This window comes from Labrys neptuniae, from assembly GCF_040797145.1.
In the GTDB taxonomy this organism is placed as follows: Bacteria; Pseudomonadota; Alphaproteobacteria; order Rhizobiales; family Labraceae; genus Labrys; species Labrys neptuniae.
Genome location: NZ_JBFNQD010000001.1, coordinates 254,316 through 277,410, shown reverse-complemented (window position 1 = coordinate 277,410; position 23,095 = coordinate 254,316). Strand labels below are relative to the sequence as shown.

Here is a 23,095-nt window from a genome sequence, read left to right as displayed (position 1 = left end):
CTATTCCCACTCGATCGTCCCGGGTGGCTTCGACGTCACGTCGTAGACCACCCGGTTGATGCCCTTCACCTCATTGATGATCCGGGTCGCGGCCCGGCCGAGAAAATTCATGTCGAAGGGGAAGAAATCGGCGGTCATGCCGTCGACCGAGGTCACGGCGCGCAGGCCGCAGACGCTGTCATAGGTGCGCCCGTCGCCCATCACGCCCACGGTGCGCACGGGCAGCAGCACGGCGAAGGCCTGCCAGATCTTGTCGTAGAGGCCGGCCTTGCGGATCTCGTCGAGATAGATGGCGTCGGCCGCGCGCAGCGTGTCGAGCTTTTCCCGGGTGATCTCGCCGGGAATGCGGATGGCGAGGCCCGGGCCCGGGAAGGGGTGGCGGGCGACGAAGGCTTCGGTCAGGCCGAGTTCGCGGCCGAGCGCCCGGACCTCGTCCTTGAAGAGTTCGCGTAGCGGCTCCACCAGCTTCATGTTCATGCGCTCGGGCAGGCCGCCGACATTGTGGTGCGACTTGATCGTCACCGAGGGGCCTCCGGAGAAGGAGACGCTCTCGATCACGTCGGGATAGAGCGTGCCCTGGGCCAGGAATTCGGCCCCCCCGATCTTGCGAGCCTCTTCCTCGAAGACCTCGATGAACAGGCGGCCGATGGTCTTGCGCTTCACTTCCGGATCGGTGACGCCGGCGAGCTCGCCGAGGAAGCGCTCGGACGCATCCACATGCACCAGGGGGATGTTGTAGTGCTCGCGGAAGAGGCCGACGACCTGGTCGGCTTCACCGGCCCGCATCAGGCCGTGATCGACGAAGACGCAGGTGAGCTGGTCGCCGATCGCCTCATGGATCAGCACGGCGGCCACGGAGGAGTCGACGCCGCCGGACAGGCCGCAAAGCACCCTGCCCTTGCCGACCTGCTTGCGGATCTTCTCGATCATCTCGGCCCGATAGGCCGCCATGGTCCAGTCCGACTCGATGCCGACGATCTTCTGCACGAAGTTCTTCAGGAGCTTGCCGCCATCGGGCGTGTGCACCACCTCGGGATGGAACATGGTGGTATAGTAGCGCCGTTCCTCGTTCACCGCGATGGCAAAGGGCGCATTCTCGGAGGTGCCGACCACCTTGAAGCCGGCGGGCAATTGGGTGACGCGATCGCCATGGCTCATCCACACCGGATAGCGCTTGCCCGGCTCCCAGAAACCGTCGAACAGCGGGCTCGCCTCGAGGATCTCGACATCGGCACGGCCGAACTCGGCGGCGTGCCCGCCCTCGACTTTGCCGCCGAGCTGGGTCGCCAGCGTCTGCTGGCCATAGCAGATCGCCAGGATCGGCACGCCGGCATCGAACACCGCCTGCGGTGCACGGGGGCTGCCAGCCGTCGTCACCGAGGCCGGGCCGCCGGAGAAGATCACGCCCTTCGGCTTCAGCCTCTCGAAGGCCACGGCGGCGCTCTGGAAGGGATGGATCTCGCAATAGACGCCGACTTCGCGCACGCGGCGTGCGATCAGCTGGGTGACTTGCGAACCGAAATCGATGATGAGGATGGCGTTGTGTGTCATGGCAGGGAGGTAGTCGACCGGGGCTTTCGATGCAACTGAGGGAGGATCAATTTATTGCAAATACGCACAAATGGAGAGATGAAATCGGCTCCATCTTGGTGATTTTGCATGCCGACGATCGATCGGCCACGAAAATCATACGTTCCTTCATTCTGCCGTACAGGCCTGGGTTTGCGAAGCCTTCTCTATCCAGGATTTATAGGCCGTGGGATCGAGAATGGTAAGTTCCATGGCCTTGCGGGTCGTCTTGCCGGCCTTTTCGATAGTTGCCTGCGCGACGAGGCGCCCGGCCTTGGCCGGTTTCACGACCCTTTCGTTCAGGCGCCCCGGTATGGCGTCGATCGTCACATCGAGTTCGGGAATGCTCAACGTGTGAATGACATCCTCGGAGGTGACCCGCAGTGCTACATCCGCACCCGCCGCCAGGATGATCGGCTTGCTCTCGGCGCAGATCGCGATCTCCTTGCCGCCGTTGCTGCTCGCCGTGAAGCGGTACTCGATGCGCCAACCTTCTTCACGTGCTGTCAGGAGAACCGTACGCACCGGCAGTCTGACATCGCTGCGAAACAACAGGTCGAAGGCGGATGGCGCGCCGTCGGACGCCCAAGCCGTGGCGATTGCGCACAAGCCGGCAAGGTAGGTCGCGGCGACGTTAACAAGTCTCCGTGACCACTTCATCCCTGCCCTCCGAACATCTCGTCTTCGGGAGGGATATATCATCGCTCAATGCGAGGACAAATCGACGCCGATCAAGCCCGGTGCAGCAGGGCGATGAAAAAGCCGTCGGTGCCGGAGCGGTGGGGCGAAAGCTGCAGGCCGGTGCCGCCCGACGAGCCGAACCGCGCGAAAGCCGAGAGCCCCGCGCCCTTGGCCAGCTCCGACAGGGGCGCAGCGGTGAAATCGGCATGGTCGGCCAGGAAAGCCTTCACCGAGGCATCGTTTTCTTCCGGAAGCACCGAACAGGTGACGAAGACCAGCCGCCCGCCTGGTTTCACCGCCCTGGCCCCGGCCTTCAGCACGGTGGCCTGGTCCTTCTGGCGGTCGGCCAGGCTGGACGGGCGCATGCGCCATTTGGTGTCCGGGCTGCGGCGCCAGGTGCCGCTTCCCGAGCAGGGCGCATCCACCAGCACCAGATCCATGCGGCCGTCGAGGTCGTCGATCGGCAAACTTCCCCGTGGCGTGCGGACCTGGACGTTGCGCACCCCTGCCCTGGCAAGCCGGTCATGGATCGGCGCCAGGCGGCGCTTGTCGCTGTCGGTGGCGAAAACCTGCCCCTTGTTCTCCATGGCGGCCGCGAATTCCAGCGTCTTGCCGCCGCCACCGGCACAGAGGTCGAGCACCTGCTCGCCGGGCCGGGCTGCCGCCACGAGGCCGGCCAATTGCGAGCCTTCATCCTGGACCTCGAACCAGCCCTTCTGGAAGCTCTCCTCGGATTGGATGGCCGGGCTGCGGCCGTCAGGGCCGAGCGGCACGCGCACGCCCCAGCGCGACAGCGGCGTCGCGCTGGCGTGGAGCGGCTCGAGTTCGGCGAGGAGCTTGTCCCGCGAAGCCTTCAACGTATTAACGCGCAGATCCACCGGCGCGCGCTCGGCCAAAGCCCGCCCCTCGGCAATGGCGTCCTCGCCGAAGGCCGCCTCGAAGGAAGACCACAGCCAGTTCGGAACATCCGCCTGAATATCGGGCGCCGCCTGCTCGAGCTTGCGCTCGGCCAGCGCCTTGCGCTCGTCCTCCGTCAGGGGTTCGGGCGCGAAGCGTTCGCCGCTGAACAGGGCGTCGAGCGTTTCGATCGTCTCGCCGCGCTGCAGGACCAGCATGCCGATCAGCGAGGCACGCGGTGCCTCGCTGTCCATCAGCCAGCGTGCCGAGGCGCGGCGGCGCAAGGTGTCATAGACCAGCCCGGCCAGCGCCGCCCGGTCGCCGGAGCCGGCGAAGCGATGGGAGAGACCCCAATCCTTGAGCGCATCGGCGGCGGGACGGCGGCGGGCTTCGATATCGCCCAGGATCTCGATGGCGGCGGACAGACGAGCGGAGGGGGTCAAGGATCACCTGGGAGCACGAAGGCTTGGGAGCGCGGACATCCTGTCCGCTCTTGGAAACACGACAGTTGCAAATAAGGAATAAGAGCGGACATCGCGACATTTCTACATGTCGCTGCGATGTCCGCGCTCCATCAATTCCGTCCAGGATAGTTCGGGCTCTCGCGGGTGATGGTCACATCATGCACGTGGCTTTCGCGCAGGCCTGCATTGGAGATGCGCACGAACCGCGCCCGCTCCTGGAAATCCGTGATCGTCTCGGCGCCGACATAGCCCATCGAGGCGCGCAGGCCGCCGGCGAGTTGGTGCAGCACCGCCGAGACCGGGCCCTTATAGGCCACCTGGCCTTCGATGCCCTCCGGCACCAGCTTCATCGAATCCTTGATGTCGGCCTGGAAGTAACGGTCAGCCGAGCCGGCGGACATGGCACCGATCGAGCCCATGCCGCGATAGGATTTGTAGGAGCGGCCCTGGTAGAGATAGACCTCGCCGGGCGTCTCGTCGGTGCCGGCCAGCATCGAGCCGACCATGGCAACCGAAGCACCGGCCGCGATCGCCTTGGCAAAGTCGCCGGAGGTCTTGATACCGCCATCGGCGATGACAGGCACGTCATGCTCGCGCGCGGCATTGGCCGAGTCGATGATGGCGGTGAGCTGCGGCACGCCGACACCGGCCACGATGCGGGTGGTGCAGATCGAGCCCGGGCCAATGCCGACCTTGATGGAATCGGCGCCCGCACCGATCAGGGCGCGCGTCGCCTCGCCGGTGGCGACATTGCCGGCCACCACCTGCACGGAATTGGACTGGCGCTTGATGCGCGACACCGCATCCAGCACCTTCTGCGAATGGCCATGGGCCGTGTCGACCACGATCATGTCGACGCCGGCATCGATCAGCATTTCGGAACGGGCATGGCCGCCATCGCCGACGGTGGAAGCCGCCGCGACGCGCAGGCGCCCCTGCTCGTCCTTGCAGGCATTGGGATGCAGCGTGGCCTTCTCGATGTCCTTGACGGTCATCAGGCCGACGCAGCGATAGGCCTCGTCGACCACCACCAGCTTCTCGATGCGGAACTGATGCAGCAGGCGCTTGGCCTCTTCCTGCGCCACACCGGTCTTGACGGTGACCAGGCGTTCCTTGGTCATCAACTCGGCCACGGGCTGGTCGAGCTTGTCGGCAAAGCGCACGTCGCGATTGGTGAGTATGCCGACCAGGATGCCGGGCACGCCGGGCGCGGCGCCGGTGACGACAGGAATGCCGGAAATGCGATGGCGCTTCATCAGGGCCAGCGCGTCTGCCAGCGTGGCCTCCGGCGGAATGGTGATCGGGTTCACCACCATGCCGCTCTCGAAACGCTTGACCTGCCGGACCTGCTCGGCCTGCTCTTCGGGGGTAAGGTTGCGGTGGATCACGCCGATGCCGCCATTCTGCGCCATGGCGATCGCCATGTTCGCCTCGGTGACGGTATCCATCGCCGAAGCCAGCAGCGGCAGGTTGACGGAGATGGAACGGGTGACGCGCGAACGGATGTCAGCCTGGGCCGGGAGCACCTCGGAGTGCCCGGGCGTCAGCAGCACATCGTCAAAGGTGAGCGCTTCAGGGAAAAGCGATGAATCAACGATGCGTGTCATTGCCAACTCTCAATCAGTAAAAGCGGAATCGAACCGGCTTCGGGCGGCTGGAATCCGTGCCGCCGGAGCTGGGTTGGCGCGATCGTTTACCATTTGAAATCGACAAGGGAAAGACAGGCAGTCGTCTTTTTACTGCCTGTCAGCCATGCATTTTTGGTCGTAACGAAAAATTCGGTGTGCCGGCCTTCTCAACTCGATCGCGATGGGGCCGAGAAGGCACGCCGGATCACGCCGACTTCGTCAGCGGCAATACGTTGTGCAGGGTCTGGTCTGCACCATCCATGAACTTGCGGATGTTGCGCGCGGCCTGGCGGATGCGCTGCTCGTTCTCGACGAAGGCGATGCGCACGAAATCGTCGCCATGCTCGCCGAAGCCGATGCCGGGCGCTACCGCGACCGAGGCTTTCTCGATCAGGAGCTTGGAGAACTCCACCGAGCCCAGCTCCTTGAACTTGGGCGGGATCGGTGCCCAGGCGAACATCGAGGCTGGCGGAATCGGCACGTCCCACCCGGCACGGGCAAAACTCTCCACCAGGGCATCGCGGCGCTTGCGATAGGTCTCGCGCATTTCGGCGATGCAGTCTTCCGGCCCGTTCAGCGCGGCAGCAGCAGCAACCTGGATCGGCGTATAGGCACCATAATCGAGATAGGACTTCACGCGGGCAAGCGCGGCGCACAGCCGCTCATTGCCGACCGCAAAGCCCATGCGCCAGCCCGCCATCGAGAAGGTCTTGGACAGGGTGGTGAACTCGACGGCGACATCCATCGCTCCCGGGATCTGCAGCACGGACGGCGTCGGCTCACTGCCGAAATAGATTTCCGAATAGGCCAGGTCCGACAGCACGAACAGGTCGTTCGCCTTGGCGAAGGCGATCAGGTCCCGGTAGAAATCGAGGCTTGCGACGCAGGCCGTCGGATTGGCGGGATAGGAGACGATCACCGCGATCGGCTTGGGGATCGAATGCTTCACCGCGCGCTCGGCGGAACGGAAGAAGTCCTCGTTCGGTTCGGCCGGGACGGAACGGATGACGCCCCCTGCCATCAGGAAGCCGAAGGCATGGATCGGGTAGGACGGATTGGGACACAGCACCACGTCGCCGGGCGCGGTGATGGCGGTCGCCATATTGGCGAAGCCTTCCTTGGATCCCAGCGTGGCGACGACCTGGGTGTCCGGATTGAGCTTCACGCCGAAGCGGCGGGCGTAATAATTGGCCTGGGCCTTGCGCAGGCCCGGAATGCCCTTGGACGCCGAATAGCGATTAGTCCGCGGCTTCTGGGCCGTCTCGATCAGCTTGTCGGTGATGAATTTCGGCGTGGGCAGGTCCGGATTGCCCATGCCCAGGTCGATGATGTCGGCCCCCTGCCCGCGCGATGCCGCCTTCACCCGGTTGACCTGCTCGAAGACATAGGGCGGCAAACGGCGGGTTGAGTAAAAGTCGGACATGACGGTGCTTTCGCGCGATAGCGCATTCAGGGTTACGGGGAGCGAACCTCTAAATCATTTCGAAGAATGATGGCAAAAGAAATGCCAAAAATCTGCGCCGGTCGTGAAAAATCGATCCACGACAATGCGATATCGATCATTGCGGCGGGAAGAAGCCGACATGCTTGCGCTGGGACGGGGGAACGCGCTTCTGGGCTACCTTGCGGTTGGCCTGCGCCCGGGCCTTGAGTTCCTCGGGGCTCGGCTGCCGGCCCGGCGTCGCCAATAGGCTGGCCTCCAGCGCCTTACGCTCGCTCATGGACAGAATCTGGTCGCTGCGCGGCGGCGGCAAAGCGCCGATCCGCGGATAGACGTTGGGTTGGCTCGTGCGGGACTGCGTCACGAAGGGTTGAGGCGTCGGTAACGGACCCGAGGTCAGCCCGAGGCGCTTGCTGGTCTGGCCGGAGCCGCCGGCACAGCTGGCAAGCCCGATGCCAGCCACTGCGGCGACGACGAGGAAGGAATGGATCCGCATGACGTTCTCGCAATTTCTCCCCTCTCTTATAGAGCGCTGGCCGATCGGCAAACAGGGAAAATCGATGAAATCACCGTCATGGTTCACAAAGCGATGCGAAGAAGCATTCACAGGAAGGAAAAACATGTTCTAATGAAGGGCCGTAAAGAGCCAAGATGGGGCGCGATGAAGAACGAGAAAAACTCCAATCCCCCTCCCTCGGCCGAGTCGCTGGCCTCCTTTGGACCGGTCGACATCGAAACGCTTGCCCGCAATATGGGGCGTGCGGTGGAGGAAGGCGGCAAGGCTCTGGCGGCCTATCTGCGCCCACGGGAGGACGGCAGGGTCAAGAGCGACATCACGGAGGAGGTCGCCGACGCAGTCAATTCCATCGGTCATCTGGCGCAATATTGGCTGTCCGACCCGCAGCGCGCCCTGCAGGCCCAGACCAGCCTCGCCAGTGGTTTCATGTCCCTGTGGACCTCCTCGCTGCAGCGTATGGCCGGCGAGGAAGCCAAGCCTGCCGCGGAACCCGACCCCAAGGACGCTCGCTTTCGCGACCCCGAATGGAGCCAGAACCAGTATTTCGACCTGCTCAAGCAGGCCTATCTGATTACCAGCCGCTGGGCGGAAAAGCTGGTGCATGAAGCCGACGGCCTGGAGCCGCGCCTGCGCCACAAGGCCGATTTCTATGTGCGGCAGGTCTCGGCCGCGATCTCGCCGAGCAATTTCATCGCCACCAATCCTTCGCTCATTCGCGACACGCTGGCCGAGAACGGCGAAAACCTGGTGCGCGGCCTGGAAATGCTGAAAGAGGATATCGATGCCGGCGATGGCGATCTGAAGATCCGCCAGTCCGACACCTCGAAATTCGAGGTAGGCGTCAATCTCGCCACCACGCCGGGCAAGGTGGTTTTCCGCAACGCCACCATGGAGCTGCTGCAATATACGCCGACGACGGCCAGCGTACTGAAACGGCCCATCCTGATCTGCCCGCCCTGGATCAACAAATTCTACGTGCTCGACCTGACGCCTGAAAAGAGCTTCATCAAATGGTGCGTCGACCAGGGCCTGACCGTCTTCGTGATCTCTTGGGTGAACCCGGACGAGAAGCAGCGCAACAAGGGCTTCCTGGAATATATGAAGGAAGGGCCGGTCACAGCCCTCGATGAAATCGGCAAGATCACCGGCGAGAAGGAAGTCTCCGCCATCGGCTATTGCGTCGGCGGCACCCTGCTCTCGGTGACGCTGGCCTGGCTGGCTGCCAAGGGCGATACCCGCATAACCTCGGCCACCTTGTTCGCCACCCAGGTCGATTTCGACAAGGCCGGCGATCTCAAGGTCTTCGCCGACGAGGACCACATTCAGTGGATCGAGAAGACCATGGCCGAGCACGGCTATTTTCCCGGTTCCAAGATGGCCGCCGCCTTCAACATGCTGCGCAGCCAGGAATTGATCTGGCCCTATCTCGTCAACAATTACATGCGCGGCAAGCAGCCCACGCCCTTCGACCTGCTCTATTGGAATGCGGATGCCACCCGCATGCCCGAGAAGAACCACTCCTTCTATCTGCGCAATTGCTATCTGGAGAACAATCTCACGCGCGGGCGCATGGTGGTGGGTGACGAGACCCTCGATCTCAAGAAGGTGAAGATCCCGATCTATGAGCTGGCGACCCGCGAGGATCACATCGCCCCACCCAATTCCGTCTTCATCGGTGCCCAGGCCTTTGGCGGGCCGGTGCGCTACGTCCTGTCCGGCTCCGGTCACATTGCCGGCGTGGTGAACCCACCTGCCCGCAAGAAATACCAGTACTGGCTCGGCGGCGCCGTCGCCGGCAGCTATGAGGATTGGCTGGAGGGAGCCACCGAACACCCCGGTTCCTGGTGGCCGGACTGGTTGACCTGGCTGAGGAAGCAGGCCCCCGAGGAGGTGCCTGCCGACAAGCGCAAGCCGGGTGGACGCCGCAAGCCTCTCGGGGACGCGCCGGGAAGCTATGTGCGCGTGAAGTCCTAAAGCGTTTTGTGATTTCTCGGAATCACCGAGAACTGCAAAGACGCGTCGCAACAAAGAGTTAGAGCAAACAAGCGTTCGCGTGTGAACGCGCTTTGCTCTAGGGCAAGACCGGACGCATCGTAAGGCCTTGCACATGCTTGCAGGGCCTATATTGATACCTGCCTTGATTTTACGGTCAAATCAGCAGAACTTCCGCATGGCATACCCCAACGATAAAAGTCGTAATCGGGAAGCCATCACATGTGGAACCAGATTTATAACCCTCTCGACAACGAAGTACTGTCCACCATCGCAGCCGCCATCCCTGCGGTAACCTTGCTAGTTCTGATCGCCAGCGGCAAGGTCAAGGCGCACATCGCGGCGGTGATCGCTCTCATCGTCGCCAATCTCATCACGATATTCATCTTTACCATGCCCGCGGGCCTGTCGATCCGGGCCTCCCTGCTCGGCGTCGTCACCGGCTTCTTCCCGATCGGCTGGATCGTACTCAACGTGATCTATCTCTACCGCATCACGGTCGAGAGCGGCCGCTTCGAATTGCTGCAGCGGGCCATCGGCGGCGTCACCGAAGACAGGCGCTTGCAATTGCTGCTGATCGCCTTCTCCTTCGGCGCCTTTTTCGAAGGGGCTTCCGGCTTCGGCACGCCTGTCGCCATCACCGGCGCAATCCTTATCGGCCTCGGATTCTCGCCCCTGGCGGCTTCCGGCCTCTCCCTGATCGCCAACACCGCGCCGGTTGCCTATGGCGCCCTGGGTACGCCGATCCAGGGCCTGGCATCGGTAACCGGGCTCGATCCCTATGTGCTCGGAGCCATGGTCGGCCGGCAATTGCCGCTATTCTCCCTGATCGTGCCCTTCTGGGTGATCGGCGCCTTCGCCGGCTGGCGGGGCATGATCGGGGTGTGGCCGGCCATCCTGGTCACGGGCATCTCCTTCGCCGTGCCGCAATTCCTGATCTCCAACTACATCAACCCCTGGATCGTCGACATCGGTGCCTCGCTGATTTCGATGGCCTGCCTGATCCTCTTCCTGAAGGTCTGGCAGCCCAAGGAGCTCTGGCTCTCGCCCGCCCTGCGCACCAACGATCCGTCAGCGGATCTGGCAAGGCCTCGCACGGATGCCGATCGCAAGCCCTTGACGCAAGCCCAGCTCTGGGGGGCGCTGCTTCCCTGGATCCTGGTCTGCATTTTCATGCTGGTCTGGGGCACCGGCGCCTTCAAGACCTGGGCCAATGCCATCTTCTCCTGGAACTATCAGGTGCCGGACCTGCACAACCAGATCAACAAGGTGGCGCCCGTGGTGGCCAAACCCACACCCGAAACCGCGGTGTTCGCCTTTACCTATCTCTCCTTCACCGGTACGGGCATGCTTCTGGCCGCCATCGTGTCGGGCCTGCTGATGGGGTTCTCGCCGGCCAGGCTGATCGCCGAATATGGCCGCACCATCAAGGTGTGCTCGATCTCGCTTATCACCATCTCGGCCATGCTCGCCATCGGCACGCTGACGCGCCTGTCGGGCGTCGACGCCACCCTTGGCCTCGCCTTCGCGGCGACGGGCGTGTTCTATCCCTTCTTCGGAACGCTGCTCGGCTGGCTCGGCGTCGCGCTGACGGGCTCCGACACCTCCTCCAACGTGCTGTTCGGCAATCTGCAGAAGATCACCTCGCAGCAATTGGGCCTGTCACCGGTGTTGATGGCGGCAGCCAACTCCTCGGGCGGCGTGATGGGCAAGATGATCGACGCACAGTCGATCGTCGTCGCCTCCACCGCGACCAACTGGTACGGTCATGAAGGCACGATCCTGCGCTACGTGTTCATACACTCGATCGTCCTGGCCTGCCTGGTCGGCCTGTTCGTGACACTGCAGGCCTATGTCTATCCCTTCACCGCCATGGTGCTCGGGTGACATTGTCTCCAGGCCAGGGTGACAGCCGGCCTGGATCTCGGTTCAGCCGAGCAATTTCTGGAGAGCCGGATAGATGGCCGGCCCTCCAGCCATGATGGCATTGCCCTTCACCAAGCCGTCATCAGCCAGGAAGTCGTTGGTCCGGCCGCCGGCGGCGCGGATAATGGCAATCGCGCCAAGGCAATCCCAGGAATTGATGTGGGATTCGACGTAACCGAGCAGGCGCCCGCAGGCGACATAGCACAGGCACAGCGCCCCCGAACCGTTGCGCTGATACATACCGCCCGCCTCGAGCAGCCGCGCCAGAACCGCCAGAACCTCGCTCGGCTTGATGCGGTTGTTGTAGCCGACGCTGACCACGCCGTCGCTGAGCGCGCCGCCCTTGTGGGGGCCGATCGGCCGGCCGTTGAGGGTGGCCGGCGCGATCAGCCCGCCGGCGAAGAGCTCGTCGTCCTTCGGCGCGTAGACGAGCCCGAATTGCAGCTCGCCATCACGGACGAACGCGATCGACACACACCAGGAGGACAGGCCACTCAGGAAGGGCTGGGTGCCGTCGATGGGATCGACGACCCAGATGCCGCGCTTGTCGCCGATGCCGCTCGGCCCGGTTTCCTCGCCAAAGAAACCGTCGTCGGGATAGGATTCGGCAATGCGTTTCTTGATCAGCAGCTCGGTCTGCAGATCGGCTTCGCTGACGACGTCCTGCAAGCCCTTGCTCTTCACCGTCAGGCTGTCCAGCTCGTTGAAATAGCCGAGCGCCAGGGCACCGGCCTCCTTGATCAGGCCGTGGGCAAAGGAATAGCGCTGATAGATCGGATCGGAGCTCATTGGCAACATACTCATTTCAAAAGAAAAAGCCGGGGCCAGCCCCGGCTTCTCACTAATCGATGTCTTCGACCGCATCCGGCCCGCCGCCATAGACGCGCTGGGCCAGGGCGGACTTCATGAAGTCGTCGAGGTCACCGTCCAGCACATCGCCGGGCGTACCCGAGGTGTAACCGGTGCGGGTATCCTTCACCATCTGATAGGGCTGCAGGACATAGGAGCGGATCTGGTGGCCCCAACCGATGTCGGTCTTGCCGGCATGGGTCGCCATCGCCGCTTCCTCGCGCTTCTTGAGTTCGGCCTCGTAGAGGCGCGCCTTCAGCATGGCCCAGGCCGTGGCCCGGTTCTTGTGCTGCGAGCGGTCCTGCTGACAGGCGACCACGATGCCCGAGGGCATGTGGGTGATGCGCACCGCCGAATCCGTCCGGTTGACGTGCTGGCCGCCGGCACCGGACGCGCGATAGGTATCGATGCGGCAATCGGATTCGTTGATCTCGATGTTGATCGAGTCGTCGATCACCGGATAGACCCAGACGCTGGCAAAAGAGGTGTGCCGGCGCGCGTTGGAATCATAAGGCGAAATGCGCACGAGGCGGTGCACGCCCGATTCCACCTTGGCCCAGCCATAGGCCTTGTTGCCCTTGAGCAGGATGGTGGCTGATTTGATGCCCGCGGTTTCGCCGTCCGTGAAATCGATCAACTCGACCTTGAAACGGTGCCGCTCGCCCCAGCGCGTATACATGCGCAGCAGCATATTGGCCCAGTCCTGGCTCTCGGTGCCGCCAGCCCCGGAGTTGATTTCGATGTAGGTGTCGTTGTTGTCGGCTTCGCCGGAGAACAGGGCCTCGAACTGGCGTTCGACCACCTCGTCCTTGAGCCGGGCCAAGGCGCCCTGCGCCTCGTCGACGATCGACTCATCGCCATCCGCCTCACCGAGCTCGGCGAGTTCGAGGGTTTCGTCCAGATCCTTCTCGATGCGCACGAGGGCTGACAGCCGATCATCGAGATCGGTGCGCTCGCGCATCAGCTTCTGCGCCTTCTCGGCGTCGTTCCAGAAGTCGGACTGTTCGGAAAGATGGTTCAGTTCTTGCAGGCGGGCGTAGGATGTATCCCAGTCAAAGATGCCTCCTCAGCAGTCCAGCAGACTGCTTGATTTCGTCCGCCAGGGACAGGATTTCAGCGCGCATGAAAGAATCGCCCGTTCGAGATTGGCAAAAGCACTTTCGAGAAAAGTCGACAGACTTTTCGGTTCAGAAAATGCGTCGAAACAAAGAGTTGGAGAAAAAGTACGATTCGGAGAATTCGCACTTTGCCCTCGCCGGGCTTCATATAGGCAAGCTGTCCGGCGAGGGAAAGGACAATCAGTAGAGATCGCCCGTCCCCATCGAGACGGGCCCGCCACCGCCGCCCTCCGAGCCACCGCTGCCGGACCCGATGACGGTGTAGTTGTCGGGCGGTGCCGTGCCGGGCTTGAAGGCTTCCAGGATGGCGCCGCTGCCATCCGAACGCATGCCGGTCTTGCGGTCGATACGGATCAGCTTGATGCCGGGCGGCACGCGGAAGGGCACAGGTGCCTTGTCGGCCAGGGCCGTCTTCATGAAGGTGCCGAAGATCGGCGCCGCCAAGCTGCCGCCCGTGACCTTGTTGCCGATGTGGCGCGGCGTGTCGTAGCCGACATAGAGCCCGCAGACGAGATCGGGCGAGTAGCCGATGAACCAGGCATCCTTCTCGTCGCTGGTGGTGCCGGTCTTGCCGGCAATCGGGCGGTTGAGCGAACGCAGCGTCTGGGCCGAACCGTGCTGGATCACACCTTCCAGCATGGAGGTGACCTGATAGGCCGTCATCGGATCGAGCACCTGCTCGCGCGGGTCAAGCAGCTTGGGTTCGTCCTGATCGCTCCAGTCGTCGGCATTGCAGCCCTGGCAGATGCGCTCGTCATGCTTGTAGATGGTCTTGCCCCAGCGGTCCTGGATACGGTCGATCAAGGTCGGCTTGATCAGGCGCCCGCCATTCTCGAGCATGCCGTAACCGGCAACCATGCGCATCACGGTGGTGGTGCCGGCACCGAGCGCGCCCGACAGATAGGACGGCAGATCGTCATAGACGCCGAAGCGGCGGGCATATTCGGCGATCAGCGGCATGCCGACATCCTGGGCGAGCCGCACCGTCATGACGTTACGCGAATATTCGATGCCGAAACGCAAAGTCTGCGGGCCGTAGAACTTGTTGGAATAGTTGGACGGCCGCCAGGTCTCGCCATTGCCCTGGTTGATTTCGATTGGCGCGTCCATGACCACGGAGGCCGGCGTATAGCCGTTGTCGATGGCGGTGGCATAGACGAAGGGCTTGAAGGAGGAACCGGGCTGGCGCTGCGCCTGGGTGGCACGGTTGAACTCGCTCTGGTCGAAGGAGAAGCCCCCCACCATGGCGAGCACACGGCCGGTATAGGGATCCATCACCACCATGGCGCCGGAGATTTCGGGGATCTGGCGCAGGCGGAAGGTGCCATCGGTCTTGGGCTCGACATAGATGATGTCGCCGACCTTCAGGATCTGGCTGACCTTGCCGACCCGGCTACGTGCCCATTTCACGCCATCCAGATTGATGGTGCCGGTCGGGCGTTCGGTGGAGATCGAGCCGAAACGGTCCAGCGGTGGCTGCAGGCCGATGCGGGCGGAGTTGTCGCCGCTATCGAGCACGATGGCGAGTTGCCAGGGCTTGATGTCGCTCAGGCGCTTTTCCGCCCCCAGGGTCACGCCCCAGTCCTCGCCGAGGTCGACATTCTTGACGGGGCCGCGGAAGCCACCGCGCTCGTCGAAGCGCACCAGTCCGGCCACCATGGCATCCCGTGCCAGGCGCTGGAGCTTCGGATCGAGCGTGGTGCGTACCGACAAGCCCCCTTCATAGAGCTTGTCCTCGCCATAGCGCTCTGCGATCTCGCGGCGGACTTCCTCGGTGAAATAATTGGCGGCGTAGCTCTGGGCGCCTTCGAAGGAACGCGGCGTTACGGCCAGGGGCTCGGCCTGCGCTTTCCGTCCCTCTTCCTTGGAGATGTAGCCATTGGAAACCATCTGGTCGATCACCCAATTGCGTCGACCGACGGCTGCATCGTGATTGCGGATCGGATTGTAGTTGTTCGGCCCCTTCGGCAGGGCAGCGAGATAGGCGACCTGGGCGACGCCGAGTTCGTCGACCGATTTACCGAAATAATTGAGAGCGGCGGCGGCTACGCCGTAATTTCCCATGCCCAGATAGATTTCGTTCAGATAAAGCTCGAGGATCTTGTCCTTGGAATAGGTCTGCTCCATCCGCAGGGCCAGGATGGCTTCCTTGATCTTGCGCACGATGTTCTGGTCGGGCGCGAGGAAGAAGTTCTTGGCAACCTGCTGCGTGATGGTCGACGCCCCCTGCTGGCGACGGCCCTTATGCGTGACATTGGCGATCAGCGCGCGCAGCACGCCCTTGGGGTCGATGCCGACGTGATTGTAGAAATCATTGTCCTCCGCCGACATGAAGGCGTGGATCAGGAGCGGCGGCATCACTTCGATCGGCAGATAGAGGCGGCGCTGGCGGGCATATTCGGCCAGGAGCGCGCCATCGCCCGCATGCACGCGCGTCATCACCGGCGGTTCGTAATCCTTGAGCGCAGCGGTATCGGGCAGGTCACGCGTGTTGGCCCAGACATAGAGGGCCACGAACGATCCCCCGACAAGGAACAACATCGATGCCGTTGTGAACAAAAATCCAAGGAACCGAACGAAAAGTCTCATCACAACGCTTTCATCGGCAATATCTTCCCTGCCCTGCCATTGCCGGGTTTGGGCCAAAGCCGTTCGTTTTCATACCGGCAGCCCCGGCATATTCGGTTGACATCTAACATGCCAGGCCGGCCGAACCCAAGGGCGGCAACTGCACCTCAACGCTTTTGCAGGGCTTTTGTGGAGAAACTGCGGCTCCGGGGCAACATGCCTGTGCAAGACCCGCAGTGACGCCGGCGTGAAGCGCTTCAGGGCGTTGCCGGAGCAGAGCCGCTGGAGGCGGCCGGCTGGTTGGCGCGGCGCTGCTGGAAGAAACCATCGATGGCCGTTACCACGGCATCGGCGGCACGGCTGCGCCAATCGTCCGAGGTCAGCAGCTTCACGTCATCCCGGCTCGACAAATAGCCGAGCTCCAACAGCACCGAGGGAATGTCGGGCGCGGTCAGCACCTTGAAGCCGGCCGAGCGGTGCGGGTTCTTGTTCAGCGTGGCTGCAGCCTGGAACTGGTCGATGAGGACCTTGGCAAAGCCGTTGGAGAAGGACTTGGTCTCGCGCCGCGTGAGATCGATGAGGATATCGGCCACATCGCCGGGCTCCGACGCCAGGTCCACGCCCGCAATCGCATCCGCCTTGTTCTCCTGCTCGGCATAGCGAGCCGATTCGGCGTCGGAGGCCCGATCCGAGAGCGTGTAGATCGTCGCCCCCCGAACCCCGAACGGGTCGTGCAGGGTGTCCGCATGCACCGAGATGAACAGCGAGGCGCGGTTGGCCCGCGCGAACTGTACGCGGCCGGCCAGCGAGATGAAGGTGTCGCCGTCGCGGGTGAGCACGGCCCGATAGCGCCCCGTCCCATTGATCTTGTCGGCAAGCCGCTTGGCGAATTCGAGCACAATGGTCTTTTCCTGCTCGCCGGATTTGGACGTCGCGCCCATGTCGATGCCGCCATGGCCGGGGTCGACCACGACAACGGGCAGACCAGGCTGGCTCTCCGGCAACAAAGGTGGCGAGGGTTGCGGTGGCTGCGGATGCGCCGTCATGTCCGAACTCCTCTGGCTCGCCGCCGTGCGTAGGAAAGCGGCCCGATCCGTTTTGACCAGATCGATCACCAGCCGCGCCGGCTGATCGTCGAGCGCATCGAGGAGGAAGGATTTGTCCACCGCCGCCGGCTCGGTTAGATCCAGAACGATGCGGGACTTTCCGGGCGCGATCAGGCCAAATCGATAGGCGCTGACCACGCCACGCCCATGCTTGCCAGTGTCCGGTGGCATGCCGAATTCGATCTGCGGCAGATCAACCACCACGCGATAGGGATCGGGCAGCACGAAGACGCGGAAATTCAGGTCGCTCACGGAACCGTGAAGATCGACGATCAGGCGCGTGCGCTTGTCGTCACCCGCGAGGCGCGCATCACTGGCCGTCAGGGCGGATGGCGACGCTGTCGCGGGTGGCTGCGTCGGCGCGGGTTCGGCCGTGACCGGAGGGGCAACGGGCCCTTGGGCGGCACGGGCCATCTGGACCTGTCCCACCCCCAACAAGACCACCATGCCTATCGCGGCGAGCCTCATTCCGCCCATCATCTCCAATTGTCCCGCCGAACACGGCCGTCGCGCATGCGGCTCCCGTCGCGGCAACGCAGAGCCCAGCGCAAAATTCGGCCTTGCCAATATCCGCTCGGAAGTGGCGAAACAATGATGAAGGCCCCGAACGGTGTCCCGGACGTTAACGCAGACCCGACGTTTTGCGTGTCCTTCCTGCAACACCCAACGGAAATCCTTGCCAAATCGAACAAGAACTCGATAAAACAAATCTGCTCTCGAATGGTTCTCCGACCATGCCGAATTCGAGCATCAGAATGGTCCCTGCAGACCGGTTGCGCCGTGAAAGCGTGACGATCGTATGCGGTGCCGGCCAAGCCGAGGTTATCCGGCTGCTGATGTGTCCTTAGAGGATAAGGAGAATCACGGGTGGCGTGCGGATCGCCCAGCGATCCGGATCGGCGCGAGCGCCGGTCGGATATCCCGTCCCGCCCATCGACCGAGAGCGCCGTCTCGGGAGCAGTCTCGAGACCCGAACCCGGTGATGGAGCGATGCAAACAACAGCATCCCCCGGACGTCGAGAAGTGATGCAGCGTGCACTCCCCGAGTGGTTTGCACGAACACTGCCGCTTTCGCCTTCGGGACATACCATTCGCCCCTCATCGAGCCTTGTCCCAGCCAACAGAGCAAGCGCCTGCCGCATCGGCAGGGCTGTATCGGTGTTCGTCGCCAGCAGCCCCGCGCATGACCCCGGCCGTGCTTGCCAGAGAGAAAATAATAATGGCCAACAAAATGTTGATCGATGCCGCCCACCCGGAGGAAACCCGGGTCGTGGTGGTCCGCGGCAATCGCGTCGAGGAGTTTGACTTCGAGGCAGCCAATCGCAAGCAGCTGCGCGGCAATATCTATCTCGCCAAGGTCACCCGCGTCGAACCGTCCCTGCAGGCGGCCTTCGTGGAATATGGCGGCAACCGCCATGGCTTCCTCGCCTTTTCGGAAATCCATCCCGATTACTACCAGATCCCCGTTGCCGATCGCCTGGCCTTGCTGGCCGAGGAACAGCGCTCGCATCGCGACGAAGAAGACGACGAGGAAAACGGCAACGCCAATGGTGCGGGCGAAGGCCGCCGGAGCGGTTCGCGCCGCCGCCGCGGCCGTGGCCAGAACCGCACCGAGGCTGCGGAAGCCGAGACGGCCGCCGTCGTCGCTTCGGCCCCCGAACCTGAAGCCTCCGACGACAGCGCGGGTGAGGATGGTGGCTCGGGCGGCATCGTCGAGGTCGGCTCCGGCTCCGACGAGGAGCATGTCGAAGCCCTCGGCGGCGGTGATGTTGCCGACGACATCCCCGAGCGTGTCTCCCGTCCCCGCAAGCAGTACAAGATCCAGGAAGTGATCAAGCGCCGCCAGGTGCTGCTGGTCCAGGTCGTCAAGGAAGAGCGTGGCAACAAGGGCGCGGCCCTCACGACCTATCTCTCGCTGGCCGGCCGCTATTCGGTGCTGATGCCCAACACCGCCCGTGGTGGCGGCATCTCCCGCAAGATCACCAATGCCGTCGACCGCAAGCGCCTGAAGGCCGTGGCCGGCGAACTCGACGTGCCTGACGGCATGGGCGTGATCCTGCGCACGGCCGGTGCCTCGCGCACCAAGGTCGAGATCAAGCGCGACTTCGAATATCTGCTGCGCCTGTGGGAGAACGTCCGCGATCTCACGCTGAAATCCGCCGCACCGACCTTGGTCTATGAAGAAGGCTCGCTGATCAAGCGCTCGATCCGCGACCTCTACAACAAGGACATCGACGAGGTGATCGTCGCCGGCGACGACGGCTATCGCGAAGCCAAGGACTTCATGCGCATGCTCATGCCGAGCCATGCCAAGAACGTGCAGGCCTATCGCGAGGCGGCACCGCTGTTCCAGCGCTTCGGCGTGGAGGCCCAGCTCGATGCGATGTTCTCGCCCTCCGTCAGCCTGAAATCAGGCGGCTACATCGTCATCAACCAGACCGAGGCGCTGGTTTCGATCGACGTCAACTCGGGCCGCGCTACGCGCGAGCACAATATCGAGGACACCGCCCTCAAGACCAATCTCGAAGCGGCGGAGGAAATCTCCCGCCAGCTGCGCCTGCGCGACCTCGCCGGCCTGATCGTCATCGATTTCATCGACATGGACGAGAGCCGCAACAACCGCTCGGTCGAGCGCAAGCTCAAGGATTGCCTGAAGAACGACAGGGCGCGCATCCAGGTCGGCCGCATCTCGCATTTCGGCCTGATGGAGATGTCGCGCCAGCGCATCCGCACCGGCGTGCTGGAATCCTCCACCGAAGTATGCGCCCATTGCGGCGGCAGCGGCCATGTCCGCTCCGTCACCTCGGTGGCGCTGCACATCCTGCGCGCCCTCGAAGACCAGCTTCTCAAGAGCGCCACACATAATCTGGTGCTGCGTACCCGGACGGCCACCGCGCTCTATGTGCTCAACCATAAGCGTGGCCATCTCTATGCACTGGAAGCCCGATTCGGCGTCTCGATCACCGTCAGCGCCGATGAGACAATCGTGGGCAACCAGAACTACCTGATCGAGCGCGGCGATGTCGCCACGCCGCAGGAACCCCGTCCGGTGGCGACCACGGTCCAGGTCGATTCCTTCCCGCCGGCCGAAGAAGTGGTCGAAGTCGAGATCGAAGTCGAAGCCGACGAGGAGGAGGAGAAGGAGACCGAGGGTGGCCGCAAGCCGCGCCACCAGGCCGCGGATGGCGAAGCCGATGCCGGCGACGGCGGTCGCAAGCGCCGCCGCCGCCGCCGCCGCCGCCGGGGCAATGGCGCCGGCGGCGAGGCGGATGCACCGAACGCCGCAGCCAATGAAAACGAGGGTGAAAGCGAAGGTGAAGGCGAGGATGCCGCGCCGGCTGCCGAGCAGGTCGCCGTCGAGTCTCCCGTCGCCGAGGAGGTAACGCCACCTCCGGCCGCCGAAGCTACCGCGCCGAGCGAAGATGAGGGTGCCGATGCCGGCAAGCGCCGGCGCCGCGGGCGTCGTGGCGGTCGCCGCGAGGCCGAAGTGGAGACGCCGGCGGTTGGCGAAGCCGAAGCGCCCGCAGCCGAGGCTTCCGCCCCCGAAGTCGCGACCATTGAAGCAGTTGCAGCGGAAGCCGTCGAAGCCCCCACCATCGCCGAGGCTGCACCCGAGGCGGTCGTCGAGGAAAAGCCGAAGCCCAAGCGCCGGGGTCGCAAGCAGGTGGCGATCAAGACGGAAGCGGAGAGCGCGCCTGCGCCGGTCCCTGCCCCGGAGGCCGAGCCCGTTCAGGCCGAACAGCCCCCGGCACCGGCTCCCGTCGCCGAGCCGGAACCAGAGCCGGTTCAGGAAGCTGTGGCATCTGCCGCGGTACGCGAAGTCGTGGTGTCCAACCCTTCGGCCTATGTCTATGTCGACGCCATCGATCCGGCCAAGCCGAAAAAGGCCGGATGGTGGTCGAAGAAATGAGGTGAGCGACCTGAGCAGAGGGCGTTCATGACCGACCGCTCCTTTGCTCGGCCCTTTCGTATCCAGACCAGTCCGACGACAGGCCAGAGCAACCTTGCGATTCGCGGCGCTTGCGTCGGATGGCGGGGCGCTTGGTGATCCTAGAAGGCGCCGCACTGATGGTCAGTGCGGCGTTTTCTTATGCCGTGGCCATGGGCTGGGAAGCGTTCCTGCAACTCTGGGCGTTTGCGCCCGATGGCAGACGCTTTGAGCATTGGCAGCCGGCATTTTTTCGCGATAGGCTGGCAGCGGGCATGCGTCGCCTGCCTTACCCATCGACCCGGGCTCGCCCTGGTCCAGCGAACATTCCCATTGCGATTTCATTCGTGACCAGCAAACATCATTTCGAGAAGATCGCCTTCGTGGCCACTGCAACCGCTTCGGCGCGCAAGGCGCTCAAGTCGCTCACGGCCCGCTATGGCAACGTCCCGATCGAGGAGGCGGAGGTTGTCGTCGCTCTTGGCGGCGATGGCCTCATGTTGCAGACATTGCACAGGTTGATGGGCCGCAAGCTTCCGATTTACGGCATGAATCGTGGCTCCGTCGGCTTCCTGATGAACGAGTTCCGCGAAAACGACCTGCATGACCGCTTGGCCAAGGCCCGGCGCAGCGTGGTGCATCCGCTTGCGATGTGCGCGGTCGATACGCGTGGCCACACGTCGAAATCCTATGCCATCAACGAAGTCTCACTGCTGCGCGCCCGTTTCCAGGCAGCCAAGCTCAGAATTTCGATCGACGAGCATGTCCGGCTGGAGAGCCTGATCTGCGATGGCCTGATCGTGGCGACGCCTGCCGGATCGACCGCCTATAATCTGTCGGCCAACGGTCCGATCCTGCCCTTGGAGGCGCCCCTGCTGGCGCTCACCCCGATCTCGGCGTTTCGCCCTCGCCGCTGGCGTGGTGCCATCCTGCCGCAGCGGGCACGCGTCACCATAGACGTGCTGGAGCCGGCCAAGCGGCCGGTCAATGCGGTCGGCGACAATGTCGAGGTCAAGGACGTGCAGCGTGTCGAGATAGCCATGGATTCGTCGCAAGACCTCGTCATGCTGCATGATCCTGGGCACTCGCTCGACGAACGTATCCTGCGCGAGCAATTCGATTGGTAGCCAACATGCACGCTTCCACCATCAGGCAATTCGCCCGCCGCCTATGTCTTGCTTCCGGCTTGGCCCTATCGGCCTGTTTCCTGGCCGGCACTGCCGGAGCGAGCGATGATCAGGTCAAGCTGACTGCAGCGATGGTGGAGAAGTTCATTGCCGCGCGCACCGAGTTGACGGTGCTTGCGACCGACCTCACCAAGAAATACGGCGACCGTTCCGACACGCCGGGCGATGATCCGGTGGCCTCCCTGCCGGCATTCCAAGACATTGCCGACGCCAAGACGCGCACCGATGCGATTCTGAGCAAGTATGATTTCAAGGATCTGGACGCGCTCGATATCGTCACCAATTCGGTGATGCTGGCCTATCAGGCAGATGTCCCCGACAATAACGGTGCTGCCGACAGCGGCCAGAACGATCCCGAGGCAGACAAGGCCAAGGCGCGGGCCGAGATCGAGGCGGACCAGAGCCTCACCCCCGAAAAGAAGAAGGAGGCGCTGCAGCAACTCGACGAGCAGTTTGCCTCCCTGCAAGCCTTGACACCCCTGCCCGGCAATGCCGAGGTGGTGAAACCCTTCCTCGACAAGCTCAAACCGATAGCCGAAGCCAATTGATTGACCGATCGACGACCGGCGGATGTGTGAATGAACCACGACAGCTATTCTGACGACTATATCGGCGACATCCTGCGCAAGGTTCACACCATCGCCATGGTCGGCGCTTCGGCCAATGAGGTCCGGCCGAGTTATTTCGTGCTGAAATATCTCAAGCTGCGTGGCTATCAGATGTTCCCGATCAATCCGGGCCTCGCCGGCAAGACCATCCTGGATCTGCCGGTTTATGCCAGCCTGGCAGCTCTGCCCGGCCCCGTCGACATGGTCGATATCTTCCGCAATTCCGAGGCGGCCGGTGCGGTGATCGACGAGATCCTGGCCCTGCCTGTCCTACCCAAGGTGATCTGGATGCAGTTGACGGTGCGCAATGATGCCGCGGCTGCGAAAGCCGAAACTGCCGGCATCGAGGTGGTGATGAACCGCTGCCCCAAGATCGAATATGGCCGGCTGTCCGGCGAGATCGGCTGGGCCGGTGTCAATTCCGGAGCGATTTCTTCCAAACGCGCCACCCGCGATACCCGCGGCTTCCAACGCCTCGGCTTGCGCCAATAGGCTGCCGGTACTGTCTGTCATCGCGAGCGCAGCGAAGCAATCCAGCGTCCTCCTACAAAAACTGGATTGCTTCGCTGCGCTCGCAATGACACCAATTCACCAACGCCGTGTCATTGCGGCCAAG

Annotated in this window: 16 protein-coding genes; 6 read left to right on the top strand and 10 right to left on the bottom strand. The window is 63.3% G+C overall.

The annotated features are described in order from the left end of the window. The 6 genes from guaA to ABXS05_RS01205 form a co-directional block, all read right to left on the bottom strand. The gene (gene guaA / locus ABXS05_RS01230; RefSeq protein WP_367622630.1) at window positions 1–1,551 is read right to left on the bottom strand and encodes a glutamine-hydrolyzing GMP synthase; all 1,551 of its coding nucleotides are present in this window, start codon (window positions 1,549–1,551) and stop codon (window positions 1–3) included. Window positions 1,552–1,698: 147 nt separating this feature from the next. Next, window positions 1,699–2,229, bottom strand: a complete 531-nt coding sequence (locus tag ABXS05_RS01225; RefSeq protein ID WP_367622629.1) for a hypothetical protein — start codon at window positions 2,227–2,229, stop codon at window positions 1,699–1,701. A gap of 71 nt (window positions 2,230–2,300) precedes the next feature. After that, the gene (locus tag ABXS05_RS01220) at window positions 2,301–3,590 is read right to left on the bottom strand and encodes an RsmB/NOP family class I SAM-dependent RNA methyltransferase (protein ID WP_367622628.1); all 1,290 of its coding nucleotides are present in this window, start codon (window positions 3,588–3,590) and stop codon (window positions 2,301–2,303) included. Between the two features lie 131 nt (window positions 3,591–3,721). Then, a complete protein-coding gene (guaB, locus tag ABXS05_RS01215; protein ID WP_367622627.1) occupies window positions 3,722–5,218 on the bottom strand; it encodes an IMP dehydrogenase in 1,497 nt (498 codons plus the stop codon). Window positions 5,219–5,444: 226 nt separating this feature from the next. Next, entirely contained in the window at window positions 5,445–6,662 is a 1,218-nt protein-coding gene (locus ABXS05_RS01210; RefSeq protein WP_367622626.1) for an LL-diaminopimelate aminotransferase, read from the bottom strand. A gap of 136 nt (window positions 6,663–6,798) precedes the next feature. Continuing rightward, the gene (locus ABXS05_RS01205) at window positions 6,799–7,176 is read right to left on the bottom strand and encodes a hypothetical protein (protein WP_311938248.1); all 378 of its coding nucleotides are present in this window, start codon (window positions 7,174–7,176) and stop codon (window positions 6,799–6,801) included. A gap of 165 nt (window positions 7,177–7,341) precedes the next feature. Here ABXS05_RS01205 and ABXS05_RS01200 point away from each other — a divergent pair, with 165 nt between their 5' ends. Next, window positions 7,342–9,171: a PHA/PHB synthase family protein gene (locus tag ABXS05_RS01200; RefSeq protein WP_311938247.1), complete on the top strand. Its 1,830-nt coding sequence runs from the start codon at window positions 7,342–7,344 to the stop codon at window positions 9,169–9,171. A 240-nt stretch (window positions 9,172–9,411) separates the two neighbouring features. Then, on the top strand, window positions 9,412–11,076 hold the full coding sequence (locus ABXS05_RS01195) for an L-lactate permease (RefSeq protein WP_367622625.1): 1,665 nt from the start codon (window positions 9,412–9,414) through the stop codon (window positions 11,074–11,076). Between the two features lie 42 nt (window positions 11,077–11,118). Here the strand turns inward: ABXS05_RS01195 and ABXS05_RS01190 are convergent, their stop codons facing one another. From ABXS05_RS01190 to ABXS05_RS01175, 4 genes are all read right to left on the bottom strand, one after another. Continuing rightward, window positions 11,119–11,904 (bottom strand): inositol monophosphatase family protein, encoded by a 786-nt coding sequence (locus ABXS05_RS01190; protein WP_367622624.1) that lies wholly within the window; start codon window positions 11,902–11,904, stop codon window positions 11,119–11,121. 52 nt (window positions 11,905–11,956) lie between these two features. Beyond that, window positions 11,957–13,088 (bottom strand): peptide chain release factor 2 gene (gene prfB, locus ABXS05_RS01185; RefSeq protein ID WP_311938243.1). Its coding sequence is split into 2 segments (ribosomal slippage): window positions 11,957–13,018 and window positions 13,020–13,088, totalling 1,131 coding nucleotides; the frame shifts between segments, so codons are not numbered across the junction. Window positions 13,089–13,262: 174 nt separating this feature from the next. Beyond that, window positions 13,263–15,671: a penicillin-binding protein 1A gene (locus ABXS05_RS01180; RefSeq protein ID WP_311938242.1), complete on the bottom strand. Its 2,409-nt coding sequence runs from the start codon at window positions 15,669–15,671 to the stop codon at window positions 13,263–13,265. A gap of 236 nt (window positions 15,672–15,907) precedes the next feature. Continuing rightward, window positions 15,908–17,170 carry an N-acetylmuramoyl-L-alanine amidase gene (locus tag ABXS05_RS01175; protein ID WP_367622623.1) on the bottom strand — a complete coding sequence of 421 codons (1,263 nt, stop codon included), beginning with the start codon at window positions 17,168–17,170 and terminating at the stop codon, window positions 15,908–15,910. Window positions 17,171–17,975: 805 nt separating this feature from the next. Here ABXS05_RS01175 and ABXS05_RS01170 point away from each other — a divergent pair. The 4 genes from ABXS05_RS01170 to ABXS05_RS01155 all read left to right on the top strand — a co-directional run bounded on the left by ABXS05_RS01170 (window position 17,976) and on the right by ABXS05_RS01155 (window position 22,971). Further along, window positions 17,976–20,666: an Rne/Rng family ribonuclease gene (locus ABXS05_RS01170; RefSeq protein ID WP_367622622.1), complete on the top strand. Its 2,691-nt coding sequence runs from the start codon at window positions 17,976–17,978 to the stop codon at window positions 20,664–20,666. 365 nt (window positions 20,667–21,031) lie between these two features. Further along, on the top strand, window positions 21,032–21,811 hold the full coding sequence (locus ABXS05_RS01165; protein WP_311938239.1) for an NAD kinase: 780 nt from the start codon (window positions 21,032–21,034) through the stop codon (window positions 21,809–21,811). Window positions 21,812–21,816: 5 nt separating this feature from the next. Continuing rightward, entirely contained in the window at window positions 21,817–22,419 is a 603-nt protein-coding gene (locus tag ABXS05_RS01160; protein ID WP_367622621.1) for a hypothetical protein, read from the top strand. Window positions 22,420–22,449: 30 nt separating this feature from the next. Next, the gene (locus ABXS05_RS01155; protein WP_367622620.1) at window positions 22,450–22,971 is read left to right on the top strand and encodes a CoA-binding protein; all 522 of its coding nucleotides are present in this window, start codon (window positions 22,450–22,452) and stop codon (window positions 22,969–22,971) included. Window positions 22,972–23,095 lie beyond the last annotated feature (124 nt).

Excerpts from the sequence above, each read along its gene's own strand:
- guaA (WP_367622630.1), bottom strand. The coding sequence starts at position 1,551 with ATGACACACAACGCCATCCTCATCATCGATTTCGGTTCGCAAGTCACC.
- ABXS05_RS01225 (WP_367622629.1), bottom strand. The coding sequence starts at position 2,229 with ATGAAGTGGTCACGGAGACTTGTTAACGTCGCCGCGACCTACCTTGCC.
- guaB (WP_367622627.1), bottom strand. The coding sequence starts at position 5,218 with ATGACACGCATCGTTGATTCATCGCTTTTCCCTGAAGCGCTCACCTTT.
- ABXS05_RS01210 (WP_367622626.1), bottom strand. The coding sequence starts at position 6,662 with ATGTCCGACTTTTACTCAACCCGCCGTTTGCCGCCCTATGTCTTCGAG.
- ABXS05_RS01205 (WP_311938248.1), bottom strand. The coding sequence starts at position 7,176 with ATGCGGATCCATTCCTTCCTCGTCGTCGCCGCAGTGGCTGGCATCGGG.
- ABXS05_RS01200 (WP_311938247.1), top strand. The coding sequence starts at position 7,342 with ATGAAGAACGAGAAAAACTCCAATCCCCCTCCCTCGGCCGAGTCGCTG.
- ABXS05_RS01195 (WP_367622625.1), top strand. The coding sequence starts at position 9,412 with ATGTGGAACCAGATTTATAACCCTCTCGACAACGAAGTACTGTCCACC.
- ABXS05_RS01190 (WP_367622624.1), bottom strand. The coding sequence starts at position 11,904 with ATGAGCTCCGATCCGATCTATCAGCGCTATTCCTTTGCCCACGGCCTG.
- ABXS05_RS01180 (WP_311938242.1), bottom strand. The coding sequence starts at position 15,671 with ATGAGACTTTTCGTTCGGTTCCTTGGATTTTTGTTCACAACGGCATCG.
- ABXS05_RS01175 (WP_367622623.1), bottom strand. The coding sequence starts at position 17,170 with ATGGCCCGTGCCGCCCAAGGGCCCGTTGCCCCTCCGGTCACGGCCGAA.
- ABXS05_RS01170 (WP_367622622.1), top strand. The coding sequence starts at position 17,976 with ATGGCCAACAAAATGTTGATCGATGCCGCCCACCCGGAGGAAACCCGG.
- ABXS05_RS01160 (WP_367622621.1), top strand. The coding sequence starts at position 21,817 with ATGCACGCTTCCACCATCAGGCAATTCGCCCGCCGCCTATGTCTTGCT.
- ABXS05_RS01155 (WP_367622620.1), top strand. The coding sequence starts at position 22,450 with ATGAACCACGACAGCTATTCTGACGACTATATCGGCGACATCCTGCGC.